This is a genomic window from Actinoplanes campanulatus, from assembly GCF_014647795.1.
Taxonomy (GTDB): domain Bacteria; phylum Actinomycetota; class Actinomycetes; order Mycobacteriales; family Micromonosporaceae; genus Actinoplanes; species Actinoplanes campanulatus.
Genome location: NZ_BMPW01000037.1, coordinates 35,444 through 53,344, shown reverse-complemented (window position 1 = coordinate 53,344; position 17,901 = coordinate 35,444). Strand labels below are relative to the sequence as shown.

The 17,901-nt window shown below is 72.0% G+C and carries 12 protein-coding genes and 1 pseudogene; 2 read left to right on the top strand and 11 right to left on the bottom strand.

Annotation, left to right across the window (positions count from 1 at the left end; all coding sequences use genetic code 11):
• Positions 1–17: 17 nt before the first annotated feature.
• Complete coding sequence (locus tag IEZ13_RS43230; RefSeq protein WP_268240208.1) at positions 18–815, bottom strand: helix-turn-helix domain-containing protein; 798 nt, start codon at positions 813–815, stop codon at positions 18–20.
• A gap of 248 nt (positions 816–1,063) precedes the next feature.
• Here IEZ13_RS43230 and IEZ13_RS43225 point away from each other — a divergent pair, with 248 nt between their 5' ends.
• Positions 1,064–1,237 (top strand): CsbD family protein, encoded by a 174-nt coding sequence (locus tag IEZ13_RS43225; RefSeq protein ID WP_183227279.1) that lies wholly within the window; start codon positions 1,064–1,066, stop codon positions 1,235–1,237.
• 77 nt (positions 1,238–1,314) lie between these two features.
• Here the strand turns inward: IEZ13_RS43225 and IEZ13_RS47285 are convergent, their stop codons facing one another.
• From IEZ13_RS47285 to IEZ13_RS43200, 5 genes and pseudogenes are all read right to left on the bottom strand, one after another.
• On the bottom strand, positions 1,315–1,536 hold the full coding sequence (locus IEZ13_RS47285) for a Fe-Mn family superoxide dismutase (protein ID WP_229795738.1): 222 nt from the start codon (positions 1,534–1,536) through the stop codon (positions 1,315–1,317).
• 145 nt (positions 1,537–1,681) lie between these two features.
• Positions 1,682–1,870, bottom strand: a pseudogene (locus IEZ13_RS47280) (helix-turn-helix domain-containing protein); the annotation flags it as partial.
• Between the two features lie 88 nt (positions 1,871–1,958).
• The gene (locus tag IEZ13_RS43210) at positions 1,959–5,222 is read right to left on the bottom strand and encodes an Ig-like domain-containing protein (RefSeq protein ID WP_183227277.1); all 3,264 of its coding nucleotides are present in this window, start codon (positions 5,220–5,222) and stop codon (positions 1,959–1,961) included.
• A 261-nt stretch (positions 5,223–5,483) separates the two neighbouring features.
• Positions 5,484–6,524, bottom strand: a complete 1,041-nt coding sequence (locus tag IEZ13_RS43205; protein ID WP_183227276.1) for a phosphatidylinositol-specific phospholipase C — start codon at positions 6,522–6,524, stop codon at positions 5,484–5,486.
• 139 nt (positions 6,525–6,663) lie between these two features.
• A complete protein-coding gene (locus tag IEZ13_RS43200; protein ID WP_229795737.1) occupies positions 6,664–7,485 on the bottom strand; it encodes an SAM-dependent methyltransferase in 822 nt (273 codons plus the stop codon).
• Between the two features lie 284 nt (positions 7,486–7,769).
• Here IEZ13_RS43200 and IEZ13_RS43195 point away from each other — a divergent pair, with 284 nt between their 5' ends.
• On the top strand, positions 7,770–8,510 hold the full coding sequence (locus tag IEZ13_RS43195) for an SDR family oxidoreductase (RefSeq protein WP_183227273.1): 741 nt from the start codon (positions 7,770–7,772) through the stop codon (positions 8,508–8,510).
• Positions 8,511–8,535: 25 nt separating this feature from the next.
• Here IEZ13_RS43195 and IEZ13_RS43190 read toward each other — a convergent pair whose 3' ends face one another.
• The 5 genes from IEZ13_RS43190 to IEZ13_RS43170 are packed head-to-tail and all read right to left on the bottom strand — an operon-like array spanning position 8,536 to position 17,900.
• Entirely contained in the window at positions 8,536–9,714 is a 1,179-nt protein-coding gene (locus IEZ13_RS43190; RefSeq protein WP_183227271.1) for a hypothetical protein, read from the bottom strand.
• Positions 9,711–10,571: a hypothetical protein gene (locus tag IEZ13_RS43185; RefSeq protein ID WP_183227269.1), complete on the bottom strand. Its 861-nt coding sequence runs from the start codon at positions 10,569–10,571 to the stop codon at positions 9,711–9,713. Before IEZ13_RS43185 ends, IEZ13_RS43190 begins: the two co-directional genes overlap by 4 nt.
• Positions 10,571–12,496 carry a GTPase domain-containing protein gene (locus IEZ13_RS43180; RefSeq protein ID WP_183227267.1) on the bottom strand — a complete coding sequence of 642 codons (1,926 nt, stop codon included), beginning with the start codon at positions 12,494–12,496 and terminating at the stop codon, positions 10,571–10,573. Before IEZ13_RS43180 ends, IEZ13_RS43185 begins: the two co-directional genes overlap by 1 nt.
• Complete coding sequence (locus IEZ13_RS43175) at positions 12,496–14,739, bottom strand: hypothetical protein (protein WP_183227265.1); 2,244 nt, start codon at positions 14,737–14,739, stop codon at positions 12,496–12,498. The genes IEZ13_RS43180 and IEZ13_RS43175 overlap by 1 nt, the downstream gene beginning before the upstream one ends.
• Positions 14,736–17,900 carry a tubulin-like doman-containing protein gene (locus IEZ13_RS43170; RefSeq protein WP_183227263.1) on the bottom strand — a complete coding sequence of 1,055 codons (3,165 nt, stop codon included), beginning with the start codon at positions 17,898–17,900 and terminating at the stop codon, positions 14,736–14,738. Before IEZ13_RS43170 ends, IEZ13_RS43175 begins: the two co-directional genes overlap by 4 nt.
• Position 17,901 lies beyond the last annotated feature (1 nt).

Genomic DNA, 17,901 nt, shown 5'->3' with positions numbered 1-17,901 from the left:
GACACCGCGTCAGGTCGTCACCGGAATTCTCCGACCGGCACGGAATCTCTGCTGATGAGGTCAAAGATCCGCCGGTATTCGTCAACCTCGACCTGCTCCTCCAGGTAAAGGGCACCGACGTGGGATTCGAGGTAGACCACGTCGGGATCGTCCGGGTCGTCGAACTCCAGGATCCGGAATGCACCGGCCATCGCCGCGTGCGCCCCGACCGAGAACGGCAGGACCCGGATGTCGACCGTATCCTCTCGGGACAGCCGTCGCAGATGCTCGATCTGCCCCTTCATAACCTGTTCGCCGCCGACCGGCCGGATCAACGTTCCCTCGCCGAGCACCGTCACGAGGCGGATCGGTGGGTTGCGAGCGAAGAGCGTCTTCTGCCGCTGCATGCGAAGGTTGATGTGGCGCTCGGCGACCTCCTCGTCGGCCGGCTGCTCGGCGCCGAAGACAGCTCGCGCGTACTCCGGGGTCTGCAACTCGCCGGGAACGACCTCGCCCTCGTACCCGAACATTCGGGACGCGGACGCCTCCAGCCCGACGTACAGCTTGAACCACTCGGGGATCACCGGGCTGGCGTCCCACCACTCCTGCTGTGACGTGCCCAGCGCGAGGTCGGCAAGCGCGTCGGTGATGCTCTGGTCCGCACCGTAGAGCCAGCAGAGCGCGCGCACGTTGGCGCCGGTCACCGGCACCTTGCCCGTCTCGATGCGGTGCAGCGTCGGCTCCGAGATGCCCAGCCGCGAGTCCACCACATCCCGCCGGCTCATCCCGGACGCCATGCGTAGCCGCGTCAATCGCCGCCCCAACGCCCGCCGCACGACGCGTTGGCCTGTGACCGGCACGCCTTACCTCCGCCTTTGCCAACCCATGTGGACGGTGACGCCGATTACCGTACCCGCAACGTCACGTTGTCAACAGCCAACCCGTCGTTGCACCCCCAACGTGTTATGGGGACGAGCCGGTGTTCGCGGTGACGCACACCGCCGACCATCGCCGCGGTTGACCACGTGGGCTCAGGGGTACCTGTCGTCGGGTAAGCCGATCGCACGAACTCTGGAGGTGCCCGATGGCGTTCGACGACAAGGTCGACAACAAGGCCGAAGAGGTCGGCGGCAAGGTGAAGGAAGGCGTCGGCAAGGCCACCGACGACGAGCGGTTGGAGGCCGAGGGCAAGGCCGACCAGGCCGGCGCGAACCTGAAGCAGGCCGGCGAGAAGATCAAGGATGCCTTCAAGTCCTGAGCTCACACCGGTGTGGCAGGCTGCGGCCGGCCACACCGGCTCGGGCCCGGCGTTACCGGTCCACTGATCGTCGATCGTCAGAGCCGGGTAGACGAGGCCGGTCCACCTGGTCGCGCAGCCGTTCGGCGGTCGCCGCCGTGATCGTGAACACGACTCAGCCGCCCTCGGCCATGAGGAGCGTCAGCTCCTGGACCAGCTCGTCCATGCTCTGGCCGGTAGGCGTGCTCCCAGGCGTCGAAGACCAGGATCGGCGTGGATCCCTGGCCGACGTTGCCGTGGTGGTCGTAGACCTGCTCCACGATCAGCCGCTGCGACAGCGGCTCCCACGCGAGCACACCCCAGCCGGAGCCCTGCACGCGACGTACGCCGCGACACCACGCCGAGCGCCGTCGCCACCAGCGGGGCGAGCACCACTCCGAGCGGGATGAGTTCGTTGCGGTTGCCCACCCGTACCAGAAGCTCGTCCTTGACGTGGCGGCGAAGCCGTCGCAGTGACGCCGACAGGGTCGGCTGGGTGAGGTCGAGACGCTCCGCGGCCCTGGTGACGCTGCGCTCACGCAGCAGGACGTCCAACGCGACCAGCAGGTTCAGGTCGAGTCGTGCCGGCTCCGCTGCCGTCGGCGTCTCCCCCACCCGGCGATGATGCACCACGAGAAGCCACCGCTGCCGGAACCCCTTGCCTACCGCCGTGGCTCAGCTCGCGTCACCCACTCGCCCGGGTTCAGGAGACGGCGGCGAAGCCGTCCACCAGCACGGCCGGCCGGCCGGACGTGCCCGCCACGACCACGGTGACGGTGTGTGTGCCGGGGTTGGTGGCCCCGGCCCAGAGCACCTGCCGATGGCCGGCGGTCCCTCGGGTGTCGACCGTGGCGACCTTGCGGCCGTCCAGGTAGACGCCGGCCGCGCCGGAGGTCGGCGTCCGTGAGCCGATCCAGGCCACATGGGAGCCGGTGAAGGTCCACGTCAGCGCCGAGCCCGCCGTCGATGCGGAGCTGGCCGCGCCGCCGGAGTAGCCGGCCGCCGACGAGGTGGTCCATGTACCGGTGAGTGTCCCGGCCGACTCCTCGACCGAGGCCAGCGACACCGGGCCGGTCCTGGTGGCCGTGTTGCCCGCGCAGTCCGTGGCGGTGACCAGGACGTTCTGTGTCGCGGCGGGCAGCGTGGTGGTCACGGTGAGTGTGCCGGCCGGTGCCGTGCCGAGCGTCTTGCCGTCCACCGTCGCGGTGAGCGCGCAGACCCCGCTCGCGTCGGCGGCGGAGGCGGTCAGGGTGACCGGAAGACCGGCGGCAGCGGAGCCGGGCCGGAGTTTGGTCACGACCGCGTCGATGGTCGGCGAGGCGGCGTCCATGGTGACGGGGATGATGGTGGAGGTGCCGGCCAGGCCGCTCGGGTCGACTGCCCGGACGGCCAGCGTGTGCGTGCCGGCGGCGAGCGGGACGGTGGCGCTGGTGACGGTGGCGCCGACGGTCGCGGCCACCTGCCCGTCCACCAGTACCTCGTAGCCGGTGAGGCCGCCGCCGTCGACGGCCGCCGTCCAGGTCACGGTGACGCTGTCGGCGTTCGTCGACTTGCGGGCGCCCGGCGCCGTGATCCGCGGCGGGGTCGGGGCGGTCGGCGTGGCGGTGACGGTGACGCCCAGCGCGTCGGAGGCCACCGAGCGCAGACCGTTGCCGTTGACGGCCGCGACGGTGAGGTGGTGTGTCCCGTCGGGAACCACGACCGACGCGGTGCGGGCCGAGCCGGCCAACCTGGCCTTCTCCACGTGGTCGACCTCGATGACGTAGGCCGAGATGCCGGACTGGGCGTCGGTGGACGCGGTCCAGGAGAGCCGGGCCAGGTTGCCCTTGACGACCGTGCCGGCCAGCGGGGCGGTCACCTTGGGCTGACCGGGCGCGGTGCTGTCCAGGACGGCCCGCACGGTGACGATCGGCGAGACGTTGCCCAGCGGGTCGCGGGCCCGCACGCCCACCGTGTGGGCGCCGTCGGTCGGTCCGTTCGCCAGCCGCCACGACGTCGGAGTCGCCGCCACGGTGTCCTTGGCTACGCCGTCCACGAAGATGTCGTAGCCGGCCACCGACTGGGCCGCCGGCGCCGTCCAGGAGACGACCGATCCGGCCGGGTCACCGGCGGCCTTGAGCACGGTCGGCGCCTTGAGCGTGGCCCGGGCCAGGTTGATGGAGACCGCCGCCGTGGCGCTGCGGTTGCCGACCCGGTCCACCGCGGTCAGGGTCAGCGTGTGGGCGCCGTTGGTCAGCGCCGGCAGGGTGACGTCCGCGGAGGTGGCCGCGGCGGTTGCGACGGCCACCTTGCGACCGTCGAGAAGGAGCTCGTAGCCGGCGACGCCGGAGTCCGCGTCGCTCGCCGCGGCCCAGCGCACGGTGGTCGTCGCGCCCACGGACCGGCCCGCGGTCGGTGCCTCGAAGACCGGAGCCGTGGGCGGCGCGTTGTCGCCCCGCACGGTGATGCTCGGGCTCGCGGCGCCGACCAGGCCGGCCTTGTTGACGGCGGTCACGGTGACCGTCACCGCGCCGGTCAAACGCCCCAGCGTCATGGTGGGGGTGGTCGCCGGGACGATCTTCGACTGCCCGTCGACCAGCACGCGATACTCCGCGATCCCCGACTCCGGGTCGGTCACCGCGGGCCAGCGCAGAGTCACCGAACCCGACGCGTACTCCCCGGCGACCCCGGCCGCGGTCACCACCGGAACGGCCGGCGCGGGCGGCGGGGTGCTGTCGTTGTAGGTGTTGCCGACGCGGATCCGGGCACCGGCGGCGTCGATCTGTTCCACGGTGAGGGTCACCGACGTGCCCGGCACGGCCCATCTGGCGCCGACCGTCATCATCCGGTTGGACGTCGCCGGGTCCATGATGAGCATGCGGGACTCGTTGCTGCCGCTGAGCAACTGGCGTACCTGGACACCGGTGGCGGAGGGAGGCTGGCCGGCGTCCCGGCCGGTCCTCGGCCGGTACTCCAGGTAGAGCGTGGACCCGGACAGCGCAACCTTGACCGCGCGCCGTGCCGTGATCGCGGTGACCGCGGGCAGTGTCACCATGGTCCCGGAACTGGCCGGCACGGGATCGGCCAGCGTGCCGAGCACATCGGCCAACGCCGTGTTCACGTTGTGGCCGTCGCGGTAGCGGGCGTACCCCATCACGTCGTAGTCGTCGTAGCTGGACACCGTGCACGACGTGCTCAGCGGGACCGCTGTGGCGCCCTCCTTGCAGGCGGCCGAGTTGGCGTGACCCAGCCCGAGGTTGTGGCCGAACTCGTGCTCCCAGGCGTCCGCAGACCCGTACCCGTTGATCCACATCTGGCCACCGGGAAGGTACGCGAGGCCTACCCAGCTGCAGGCGGTGAACTTCGGGAAGTAGATCAGCACGTGGTCCCGGCTGGTCGGTGAGGCCACCCCGTGTGCGGCACGCGCCGCGTTCGCAATGCCCGAATAGTCGCAGGTAACGGGATTGGGGATGCTGATCCAGTCCCGGACGTCGATCGTCGGGATCGTGATCGCGCCGGCGGTCTGCTCGCTCCAGAACGCGGCGGTCGCGTCGGCCGCCGTGCGCAGGGTCGCGGGGGTCTGCGAGTCCGGCGCGGTCCAGTACACCGGCAGCACGGTCAGGGTGTGCGCGCCCGCCCGCTGCGGCGGCAGCGTGCCGGCGAACGGCGCCGGATCCGCTTCCAGGATCTGCGCCTGACCGGTTTCCAGCGCGGCGGCGACCTCGGCGGTGGTGTCCACGGCGGCCGGCGCGGACACCGTCACCGCCACCTCGGTACCCGGGCGCAGGCCGACGGCGGCGGCCGCCGGCATCGGCACAGTGGTGTCGTCGATGGTGACGACCGGCTCGGTGACGGTTCTCGACGCCTGATCCCCGGCCGGGGTCGACAGGTCGCCGTCCACGACAACACGGGAGAAGGTGCCGTACACGGTCGTGGTCGACGGGCTGGTCGCCGCGGTCGCGGGTGACGGTGTGAGAAGCGTTCCCACAACGATGACCGCGACGGCGACGAGACCCCGGGGGTGAGGATTCATGCGCACCGGAATCGGCCACCGAGCCACCGAAGCTGAGACATTTCGGAGATCATTTTTCGGCGGCCCCGGCGGCCGGCGCCACGCGCCTGACGTGCGGGCCGGTTGCAGACGTCGATCACACCTGGAACGTCGTGACGATACGTCGCATCGTCGCGGACATGTCCTCGAGGGCCTTCTCCACCAGCCACGCCTGATCCGGCTGTGGCCTTCGCCCTGTCAGACCCCCGATGGGAGCTGATTACGAAGTCGGACGGTGTTGAGCGAGATGATTTTGCTGATCAGGCCACTGCCGGGGAAGTCCAGCATCAGCATGCCGGTCCGGACGATCGGAGTGTGCACCTCCGGGCCCTCGTTCAGATAGGTGAGCAGGAACGGGTTGACGCCCTGGACCCCGAACGCGCCTCCGGCCACCTGCTGCGGCTGGGCGAACACGCTGGAGCCGCTGGCGAAGTTGACGTACATCGTGCCCGGGTCGCCGGCGCTGGTGATGTCGAGGAACCGGCGTACCTGGTCCCGTTTGGTCGCGATGGCTCCTACATTGGGCACCGTGTACTCGTCCTGTACGTAGGTCGAGGAGGCGTCGTCCCAGCCGGCGAACTGCGTGAGACCGTAGTGCCCGATCGCGCCGCCGTGCGGTCCGTGCAGGACGGCCAGGACGACCCGGCCGCGGATCGTGCCGAGTGACGGTGTCGGGGCGCCGGCCCCGCGGGTCACCGACGGCTGCCAGAACAGTGCCGGGTACCGGGCGGTGTAGGTGTCGAAGATGTCGGCGAAGCTCTTCTGGCCCGGCACGTCGGTGCACGAGCCGAACTGGCCGGTGCATTCCTGCTTGAGACGCATCACCACGGTCTCGCCGGGATGCTGGGCGAGGAAGGTGCCGAGCCGGCTGAGGACGTCGTCGAAGTTGGCGTTCTGGTAGGCCGCCCCGTGGTGAATGGTGAACGTGTTGCCGGTGTTGACCCGCGCCCGGATGTCGATCATCCGGATGCCGGCGGTCAGCTGGCGGGCGAGCGTGCCGCCGCTGTCACCGAAGTCCTCCTGTGTCTGGGTCAGGGCACCGCCGTGCGTCGACATGGTCTCGTGGGTGCCGGGGATGGAGAGCGCGGCCAGGCTTGTCGAGCCGGCCAACGGCGCCATCCAGTCGGGGTTGTCGGCTGCGCCGAGCGTTCGGTAGGAGGCGTCGGCGGCGAGGACGGGTTGCGGCGCGACGAGGAGTGCGGCGAGAACGCAGAGAGCGACGGCGAAAGGACGTTTCATGCCAGTGATTGTTGTCGATGACTGGCATTCACCGAAGAGCGGCCGCCGCTTCGTCGACGACGGTCGGGTACCGGTGGATCCGATCAGCGGGTTCCGGTCGCCGTCCGCCCAGCCGGCCTGCACGAACTCGGTGGTGCGCTCAAGGCTTGCACCCCACCGCGACGAACTCCGACACGACCTCGGTGATGCCGGGGTGTTGCGGATCCGGCCGCCATGCGGTGCAGGTGACGACGCCGGGGTCCAGCAGATCGAGTCCGGCGAAGAACCCGCGGATCTCCTCGATGCTACGGGTTCTGATCGGAGCGGCCCCGCTCTCGTTCCACTGCCGCATCGACTCCTCGACGGCCGGCCCGTTGACCACCGTGGTCGGATGGGAGATCAGCAGGTAGCTGCCGGAAGGCACGGCGTCGACGAACTGGGCGACCACCGCACGGGCCTCGGCGTCGTCGATGACGAAGTTGATGATGCCGGACAGCACGACGGCGGTCGGCCGTGTGAAGTCCAGCGTGCCGGCGGCGGCTTCCAGGATGGCCCGCGGATCACGGACGTCGGCCTCGATGTAGTTCGTGGCCCCCTGAGGACTGCTGGTCAGCAACGCTCGGGCATGGGTCAGCACCAGCGGGTCATTGTCGACGTACACGATGCGTGCCTCGGGAGCCACCGACTGGGCCACCTCGTGCGTGTTGTCGGCCGTGGGCAGCCCCGTGCCGACGTCCAGGAACTGACGGATCTGCCCCTCGCCGGCCAGAAACCGCACGGCCCTGCCGAGGAACTGCCGGTTCGCCCGAGCCGACAGCACGAGTTCGGGCATCAACCTGACGGCGTAGTCGGCTGCCTCACGATCCACCGCGAAGTTGTCCTTACCGCCGAGCAGATAGTTCCAGACCCGTGCCGAGTGCGGCACGTTCGTGTTCAGCTGCGAAGGACCATCGGGTCCGGAGGTGGCCGCATTCTCCGTCATTGCACGTTCCTTCCGCGTCGGCGCAAACATCGATGGATGCCCGGAACCTTACGACCACCATCCGGATCGCTCGGACCAGGGTGCCGCCGAGGCACTCGACATCAGCGAAGCCGACGCGCGGCAGTTGGCGACGCGAGCACCCGACATCTGGGAAAATTGCCGCAGTTGTCGGTGCGGCACGAAGGGGCGAGACCGGGCGTCCGGGTGAGGCAGCGTGTCACAACCGGTGGGGCTGTCCGGTCAATGTGGTGACACGGCAGTGACAGCGAAGGGTTGTGGTTCGAATGAAGATCGCAGTGCTGGGCGGGACCGGCCTCATCGGCTCCCAGGTCGTCAGGCTGCTCACCGGGCACGGGCACGAGGCGGTGCCGCTGTCGCCGTCGAGCGGCGTCGACCTGCTCAGCGGCGAAGGGCTCGACGACGGTCTCAAGGGCGCCGACGTGGTGGTGAACCTGACCAACTCGCCCACCTTCGACGACAAGTCGCCGGACTTCTTTCGTACGACGATGGACAACATGGTGGCCGCCGCCCAGCGCCAGGGCGTCGGGCACGCGGTGATCCTGTCGATCGTCGGGGTCGACCTGGTGCCCGGCCTGGACTACTACCGGGCCAAGGTGCTGCAGGAGGACATCCTCAAGGCGGGACCGGTGCCGTGGTCGATCGTGCGGGCCACGCAGTTCTTCGAGTTCGTGCCCGCGGTGCTGTCGTGGACCTCCGACGAGAACACCGTGCGCCTGCCCGCGACGCCGGTGCAGCCGCTCGCCTCGGCCGACATCGCCGCCGAGGTGGCCGAGGTCAGCGTCGGCGCGCCGCTGAACGGCTACCACAACGTCGCCGGCCCGGAGGTGTTCACGCTCGACGAGTTCGGCCGGATCGCGCTCGAGGCGAACGGGGACCAGCGCCCGGTCGTGGTGGACCCGGCGGCGGGCATGTTCGCCGCGGTGCCGGGCGACGCGCTGATCGCCAAGGGCGACGCCCACCTCGCCGCGACCACCTTCGGTGAGTGGCTCGCGGCCAAGAAGTAGACGGGCCGTTCGCCGTCGGGCGCGGTCACCGGCCGGGCCAGCCGGTCCTCGGTGGGGTGGCCGCCCCGATCAGCAGGCCCAGTTCGGCGAAGGCGACCAGGAAACTCAGGGCGTCGGCGGCCGGCGGCAGCGTCCTGAGCCCCGGCGGCGCCGGCAGCCCGGCCCAGGCCAGGCACGGCACGGTGAACGAGACGACCAGATGGGCTCCGGCCCCGGCGGCCAGCAGCGCCGGGAACCCCGGCCGGCGCCGCCGGACCATGGCGCAGAGCTGGACCACGTTCCACAGCAGCACCGCCACCAGCAGCACGACCAGGGCACGGCCGAACGCTTCCAGCGGCAGTGGGCCACCGGGCGCGAGCAGGCCCGGCCCGTACGCGGGAGGCGCCGGCTCCGCCACGCGCAGAAACCGCAGCAGCGCGGCCATCGACTCCACACCGGCCACCAGCGCCGCCGGTACCGCGGCGAGCAGCACCAGCAGCCGGCGCCGCGCGGCCCGGCCGGCCGGCGGCGCGGCCGACGACAGGTCGGCCAGCATCACCGCGAACAGGACCGGGCCGAGCAGGACCACCGTGGCACGGTCACGCAGGCTCGCCAGGACCGTGACGGTCGGCAGCGTGGCGGCCACCGCCAGGTCGGCGAGAACGGGCCGGATCATGCCGGTGGCCAGCCCGGCCGCCAGCAGGAACGCCATCCCCAGCGTGATCAGCGGCAGCGGCGCGACACAGCCGCTGCCGCTCGCGCAGGCGGCCTCGCCGTGCCACAGCGGAACGGTCAGCGCGGCCAGCACGACCAGCAGGGCGACCGCCATGGCCGCCGTGTTCGGCCCGTCGCCGCAGCGCGCACCGATCTCCCCGGCGACGAGGAAGGACAGCATGCCGAGCCCGTAGATCAGCCATTCCCGGGTCGTGCCGCCGGCGGCGAAGGTCCGCAGCATCAGCCCGGCCGCGGCCAGCATGGTGAAGATGGAGATCACTGCCTGCAGGCGGGCCGCCGGCACGGCATGCCGGTCCAGGGTCGCCATCGACATCAGGTATCCGCAGCCGCCCACGCCGAGTGCCACCAGCAGCACCTGCGGTACCGATGCGGCCCGCATGACCGCGCCCAGCACGAGGATGCTCACCGCCGGCAGGACCGCGGCGGGCAGGTCGCCCGGATCGGCTCGCGGGAACAGCGGCCACCGGTGTGGGGTGACGGGGTTCATCATCGGCCGCTCAGGACCGTGAGCAGGACCGCGACCGCGGCCCACCAGGCGGCGAGCATCAGCAGGTGCAGCGAGAACGCGGTCGGGGCCGCCCCGGCGTCACCGGTTCGCGGGCCCGTGCCGCCGCGGCGCGCGGTGTGGGTCTCGACGAGGTCCGCGGCGCTCGCCAGGTCCCGGCCGGGCAGGTCGGTGGCGGCGCCCAGGTCGACCCAGTGGCGGGCGGTGCCGACGCTGGACCGGGCCGGTGGGCCGTCGACGAAGACCACGGTGGGCAGGTCGGGGTCGGTGACCTCGGTTTCCCGGGTGGAGAACTCCATGTCGCCCAGGCAGGCGGCGATCGCCCACAGCAACGCCCGCGGATCGATGTCGCCCGCCCGTACCGCCCAGCCGTGCGGGCGGGCCCGGCCCAGCTCGGCCACCATCACGGTGGCCTTCCCGCGGTGCAGGCGGGCCGCCCGGTCGAGGTCCCCGGCGGGGTCGCTGGCGTCGGCCCAGGACCGCGGATAACCGTCGGCCGGCTGGCCGAAACGCTGCGGTACCAGGTCCGGGCGCAGGGCGACCGCCCGCCGCATGGTGATCACCGACGGCGGGCCGACCAGCACCTGGGTGCTGGACGCCCACCGGTTGTGGACGTCACGAACCGGGAACCGGTGCAGGAGCGCCGCCTGGTCGCCGTACCGGAGATAGCAGGTGCTCGGCCCGGCGCCGCCGGGCGGCACGGACACCCGCCGCTCCAGCCGCTCGGCCCAGACCTGCCGCTGGTCGGCGGGCAGCGTGGACTCGACCACGCCCAGGCCGCTGCCGCCGCCCGGCAGTCGTGGCGCCCATTCGAAGACCAGCAGATCGACGCGAGCCGGCATCAACCGTCCCCGTCTCTACGGGCCGGCAGGGCGCCCAGCATCGCGAGCAGCGAGATGAGCGGCTCGGCGCAACGCTGCGGGCGGGCGCCGTGCGGGTAGCGGCCGCCCCGGTCACGGCCGCCGGTCGCCGAGGCGAAGTGCAGCGTGCACCGGCGGATCCGGTGCATCGGCGCCAACTGGGCGGTCCGGCCCCGCTGGTGCAGGTAGGCGTACACGTCGCGGCTCTCGGCCGGGCCGTCGGCGCGGCGGGCCCGGATCCAGCGGTCCACCGGCTCCTCGAAGCGCAGCAGGTCCGATTTGGTGACCACCACGACCGACGGGATGTCGAGCAGCCCGTCGGGTCCGCGCCGGTGCGCGAGCCGGTCGATGACCGCCTCGAACGTGGTGTCCGGGTCGGAACGGACGGGGTCGGCCACGAAGATCAGCGCGTCGGCGGCGGCCAGGAACTGGGTGGCCCGGCTCTGCCTGCGGCCGGGTTGCAGCATCTCCCCGGCGATGTCGAAGAACATCATCGGGCGTTCCCGGGATCCGGTGCCGAGGATCAGCCCGTCGGCGAAGTCGACGGTGTCCACCGGCCGGGTGTGTTCGAGCACCTCGCCGTCGCGGTACAGCCGGTTCATCCGGGACTGGCGGAAGTCGTCGTGCCAGGCGATGTCGACGGCGCTGGTCATGATCCCGAAGTCGCCGAGCACACCGCTCTCGATCTCCTGCATGATCCCGGCCAGCAGATGGGTCTTGCCCGCCGCCGTGTCACCGATCAGGCCGATGTTGATCGGTGACCCGCTGCGCAGGTAGGCGGCCGGCAGATAGTGCGGGCCGATCTCGCCGGTCCGGTTCGGGCAGCGGCGGAACGCCTGCCGCAGCCGGTACTCCCGGCGGTGCTGCGGTCCCGCCGTGCCCAGGTCGAGTGCCTTGTATCCCTTGTCGGTCCAGACGAACAGATCGGTCTCGGCCCAGGACACCGGGTCGAGGCAGAGATAGCAGTCCCGGGTGGCCGGGCCCGCGCTGCCGCGCCCGATGGACCAGAACCAGCGGCGGCGCCGTTGCGGTGGCCGGGCGGCGGGTGCGGCGGCTTCGGCCCGGCTCGCCCTGATCCGCTCGTACTGTTCCCGGCCGCTGTCCAGCGGCGAGGTCTCCACCGCCGGCACCGGCCAGCTCAGCGTCCGCAGCAGCTCCGCGGCGGTGGGCCGTTGCGCGGCCCGGGGCGCCAGCGCGTCGCCGAGCAGCACCGCGTAGCGGGGTCCCAGCCGTTCCCGGTACGAGTCCCCGTCCAGGCCGAGCAGCACCCCCAGCAGCACGGCGGCGCTCCACACGTCGTCGCGTGGGTCGGCCCGGCCGATCCCGCGCGCCTGCTCGGCCGACGCCCACGGTTCGCGGCCGAACCCGGTGCGGGTGTCGCCGGCGAACGCGGCGACCGGCAGGCCGGCGATCATCGCGCCCTCCCCGGTCCACCGCACCCGCGCATCGTTGACGCCCCGGTGCACGATCCCGGCGGCGGCCAGGTGCGCCAGAGCGGTGAGCAGGTCGCACAGCACCCGGTCGATGGCGTCGTTGCCGAGCCGGGCGGCGACCTGCCCGACCTCGGTGGCGGGCGGCGGCTGCCAGAGCACGTACGGTTCGTCGATGTCGGCCCGGTAGCCGAGCATCCGCGGCAGCACCGCCGGATAGCCGTTGTCGGGGTAGCGGCGGGCCAGCCGCAGACCGGCCGCGATCTCGGTGTCGAGGCGGTGCGGATTCGCCCGCGGGTCCAGTCTCCGCTGGATCAACGGCTGGTCATTGCCGCGGACCAGCCACACCCGTTCGACGATGCCGGACCGCTGGGACGGGCGTGGCGCCGCCTGCCGGTCCGGGCGGACGGTCCACCGGACCTCGTCGCCTCCGGGGGTGAGGAAATCCAGCGTCTGGTCACGCGCCGTGTCGACCATCAGCTTCCCCCTTCGGACTGGACGTAGCGGACCCCGGACCGCAACGGCACCAGATGCACCAGCCCCGCCGCGGTGCCGGTGCCGGTCCACACCACATCCGCCAGGGTGGCCGCCGGCACCGGCGGGTAGCCGCCATGGTCGTCGTGGTCACGTTCGGTGAACGTGGAGCGGGCGTGCCGCGGGGCGAACCGGATCGTCGCGGCCCGGTGCGGGTCGCGGCTCAGCAGGCTGGTCTGCTGGTCACCGCAGAGCAACTGGACCGGCTGGCCGTCGGCGAACACGGCGTCGCGCAGTCCGTTGCCGTCCTGCCACCAGGTGAGCTGGTCGGCTTCCGGCCGGGCCGGCCAGCCGGGCGGCGGCTCCTGCACACCCCACCGGTGCAGGTGCCGCTCGTATTCGGCGAGCAGCTCACCGGAGTGGCGCTCGTTGCGTTCGGCCATCCCGGCCAGGTCACCGGCGGCGGCTTCCGGCCAGCGCGCCTGCATGCACATCCGTACCAGGGCGGTCAGGTCCTGCCGCACCGCGGCCACCGCACGCCCGCTGAGATGCGCGGCCATCTCGGCCGGCAGCTTCGCGGCGCCGTCGCGCAGCACCCCGGCGACCGCGTCGAGTGCCGCGGCGGTGGCCCGCAGCAGGTCGGAGGCGCGGCGACGGTCCTCGGTCACCGCCCACTCGGTGATGGTGTCGTGACAGACGCTGTCCAGGCCGTGCAACGCGGGACGCACCATGCCGGGCACACCGACACGGGCATGCCAGCGGCGGGCCACCAGCGCCCACCACACCATCGGCGTGAGCAAGGCCAAAACCAGACCAACCCCGATCAAGGGGTACGGCCAGAGCACTCCCGAAAGCCGCAGCAGCTCCCCGGCCACCAGTCCGGAGGTGGCGAGCAGCAGCACGGTCAGCACCCTGCCCAGATCCCGGCCCCACTCGGGCGGCGACACCCCCAGGTGCCGGCGTTTGGCCCGCAGCAGCCCGGCGCCCAGGGTCAGCAGCAGCACCGCGGCGATCCCGCCCACCCGCCCGGCGAGCAGCGGCGCCAGCAGGATCAGCAGCGGGACCAGCGCGCTGCCGAACCCGCCGGGCATGGGTGGCAGCGCGGTGATCGGTTCCACCGCCCGGTCCAGGTCGGGCCGGCGGGCGGCGCTGCCCATCGGCAGCATCCGGGCCGCCGCCGCCCGCAACGGCCGGACCGTCTGCTCCAGGCCGCGGCCGGACTCCAGTGAACGGTGCACGGCACGGCGTACGTCGTCGGTGGCCATCGCCGCGGTGATCGTGACCGCCGGCAACTCGATGCCCTCGCGCCGCAGTTCCGCCCGCCGCTGATCGTCGCCGCACTGGTCGAGGCGCTGGAACAGCTCGGCCAGCACGGCCCGGTAGTCGCCGAGATGCCCGGCGGCGGCCGCGGCGAGCCTCGACACCGGGACACCGGCGAACGGCGCCCACACCGCCCACGGGCGGACCGCCGCGGTGACGGCCTGCTCGACGGCGGCCACCGCGGACTCGGCGGCCTGCCGCGCGGCCCGCACCCGGCCGCCGGGTTCGGCGTGCGACGACGGCACGTACCGGCGCTGCATGGTGCTCAGGTCTTCGATGAGGTCGTGATCGGAGGCCGGGGCGTCCGGCTGCGGGTCGTACGGGTCCACGCCGGTGGCCACCGCGAGCATGGCCCGCCGTTGCACCGCCGCGAGCAGCCCCGCGCCCATCCGGCCGGACCGCAACCGCACCGCCGGCGTGGCGACCCGCGTCTGCGTGGCCGCGGCCGTCGCCAGCACCTGCTGGAAGACCTCGCGGGCGCGGAGCGCCTCCAGCAGGCCGGCCAGGGGTGGCTCGGTGGCGGATCCGACCCGGACCAGCGATGCCGCGCCACCGTCGAGCCGCCACGGGATACCGTCCGGATCGCCTGCCCACAGCACCGTGACGAACTCACCGTTGAGCACCGACGGCAACACGATCGTGGCGCCGCCGTCCGGTTCGGCCGTCCCGACCACGACACAGACCATCTGCCGGACCGCCGGCGACGCGAGCACCGACGCCAGGGCGCCGGTGTGCCCCGGCAGCGCGGCCGCGTCGTCGACGACCACCACACCGCTCACGTCGACGTGGTCGTCGAGCTGGTCGTGCGGCAGCAGGAACCCGGCCCGCTGCCGCACGTAGTCGCCGAAGTCGCGGCAGGACACCAGTTCGCCGTACTCCTGCCGCAGGTCGATGACCGGAACCGCTCCGGCGGGGCCCCGGCTCATGCCTCGTCGTGCCGGTTCTTGACGGTGATCTCCAGCGCGATCAGCGAGTTGCCGTTGGGCGCCTCGCGCAGGAAGGTCCGCTGCCGGGCCGCGGGCAACGTCCGGCTCCAGAACCCGATCAGCTGTTCGCAGCGTTGCCGCGCGCCGGCGGGCATCCGTTCCCGCATGTCGGTGAGCACCTTCACCTGCCGGTCGGCCATCCCGACCAGCTCCCAGTAGAGCGGGTGCGGGTCGTCGAGGATCCCGGTGAATCCGTTCGGCATCGACTCCATCAGCTGGGCGCAGAAGTTGAGGCGGATCTCCCCGCCGTCGGCGAGCGTCCACGTCTCGTACTGCCGCAGCAGGCTCCCCCACGACGACGCCCGCCCGAACGCGCCCAGCTCCAGCACCATGGCCTCGGCGTCCGGCCGCCGGCTCAACGCGATCCGGATCCGCTCCGGCGAGTCACTGCCACCGATGCATTCCACCTGCCCGTTCCAGGCCGCGCAGAGCAACCGCACCAGGATCTCCTCCCGGTGCGTCTCGGTGGTGGCCAGCCAGTCCTCGCCGAAACCCAGCCGTTGCCGCCATGGCAGGAACGAGTCGGCCCTCGGCTCCCGCACCGCCCCGGCCCAGTCGAGCAGCACCTGCCGCAGCTCCGGCACTTCGGTGATCCCCATCGCGGTACGGGTGAGCACCACCGTGATCGACTCGGTCTGCACCGCCCGGAACTGGACCGGCTTGTCCCCACGGCGGGTGACGATCCGCAGCTGTCCGCTGAGCCACTTCTCCACCATTTCGTCGGCCTCCGCCGCCGGATAGACCACGAGCACCGACAGCCGTCCGGACCCCTCCGGCATGAACCCGCCCGGCAGCATCCCGGACAGGGTGCCGACGAACTGCTGCACGTCGCTGTCGGCCACCGGCACGTCCTGCGCCCGTTTGGCCGCGACCCGCAGCAGGTTGCTCATGTGCGGCAGCAGCGGCACCTCGTCCGGATCGCCGCCCCGCAGGATCCCGGCGACCTCCTGTTTGAGCAGGCCGAGGATGTTGCGCAGGCCTTCGGTGCCGCCGGAGCGGCCGAGCACCGACGCCTCGGCGAGGGCGTTCGCCCAGCCGTCCGGGCCGAGCAGCGCGTTCAGGATCTCGCCCTCGGTGGCGTTCTCCCGCTTGCCGCGGCGGGCCAGCCGGCGCAGCATCTCGGCGTACGTCTGCTCCAGGTCCTGCCGCGGCGGCAGCAGATAGGTGACGCCGACCCGCGCCCGGTACAGCTCCTCGGCCCGCCGGTTGAACGCCTCCTCACAGCCGCGCTCGTACGCGGTCAGCTCCTCGATCAGCGACCGCAGATGCCCGGTGAACCGCGTCAGACGCTGTTGCCACGTCTGCCGGTGATCGTTCCAGCTGGCGTGCCAGAACCGGCGGGCCCGGTACCGGAACCACTCGTCCTGCAGGGCGATGGTGTCGACCACCGGCTTCTCGCTGACCGTCGCCTTGACCAGCCCACCCATCCGGTCCCGCAGCTCGATCAGCTGTGGCGGCCGCGGATCGCTCTCCCACGCCTTCACCGTCGCGGCCGGCGGCACCCGCCGGCCCTCCATCACCCCGCGGACGCCGAGCTGGTCGATGTTCTCGGCCAGCGCCGCCTCACCGAGCACCACCCGCCGCAGCCGGAACAGGTCAGCGTGCCGCAGCACCGACCGCGCCCCGTCCGCCGGATTGAAGTCCCGCACCAGCTCGGGCATGGTCCGCAGCAGCGTCTGATCCAGGTTCTGCAGGCTGTCACCCATCCGGACGCCACGTTCCCGCAGCATCCCGCGGATCACGGCGGCGCCTTTGATGCCCTGCTCGGCAGCCGGATCGTCGAACGCTCCGGCGGCCCGTTGCCACACCGGCCCGACCGACGAGCCGTTGAAGAACTCCCGGATCAGGTCCCGGTTGGACTCCGAACGGCCGGGCGGCACCAGCTGCAACTCGCGGACGCCGCGGCCGAGCAGCCGTCCGGCGAACATGTCGGCCAGATCGTCGAACGGCACCGTCAACGACCCCACCAGGCTGGTCGAGACGCCCCGGCAGCCGATCCGGGTCGGCGACATGCTCTGCCGCTCCACCACGCCGTTGATGAAACTGTCGGCGAACGACACCGGGCCGCCGGCGTCGCGGCCCCCGGCCGGCACGTCCAAGCCGACCAGCGACAGGATCAGCGCCACGATCGACCGGTGCAGGTCGTCGCGGGCGATCCCGACCGCTTTGCTGAAAAGGAACGCGGTCTGCATCGCGCCGAGCCGCATCGGCACGTCACCCTCACGCGGATAGCGGACGTGACGGCCCCGGACCGTCGGTGTGCCGCCGAGATCGCCGTGCGCCCGCTGGTCCTGGTTGAGCTCGTCGACCAGGCGGAACATGTCGAGCAGCGCCCGGCCGGCGTTGAGCGACGCGTTGACGCCGCCGCCGCTGCCGGCCTCGAAGGCGGACGGCATCAGCACCAGCGGATAGATCTTGGCGTCGATCCCGGCCTGCCGGAACGCCGACTCGACGATGTGCAGGTAGTCGTAGAAGATGCCCGCGCCGGTGCCGCCGGCCACCGAGAACGCCACGAACACGTCGACGGTCTGCAGGCCCGGCTCGCGGGCCGGGTTGAGCAGCCGCAGCTCCGGCGCCGAGTTGGTGATCCGGCCGATGGCCCGGATGATCGGCTGGCGCAGCACCTCGACCGAATCGGAGACGGTGGCGTACAGGGCGGCTCGCCCGACGGTCGGCAGTTGCCCGGCGCCCAGGCGCAGCGGCACCACCATCGGCTCGTGCTCGCCGGGCGGCAGCCAGTCGCGGACGAAGTCGGCCGCCTTCACCCGCAGGAACTTCGCCACCTCCGGATAGCTGCGGAACTGCGGAAGCAGGTCGTAGGCGTAGTAGGCCGTCCGGTCGGCGACCTCGGAGTGCGCCTCGTTGGGCACCGACCGCCGCCGCAGCTGGCCGAGTTCGTCCTCGCTCAGGTCGGCGTAGACGAATTGCAGGCACGACGGCAGTTCGAACGGGCGCAGCTCGGTCAGGCCGAACGCGGGACCGTGCAGTTTGAGCCCGTCCGGGCCGCACAGTTCCTCACGAAGGCGGCGTTCGAGTTCGGCGCCGATCCGGCAGCCGGTGCCGCCCAGCCCCACGAACATCACCGGGTGGTAGAGGTGCATA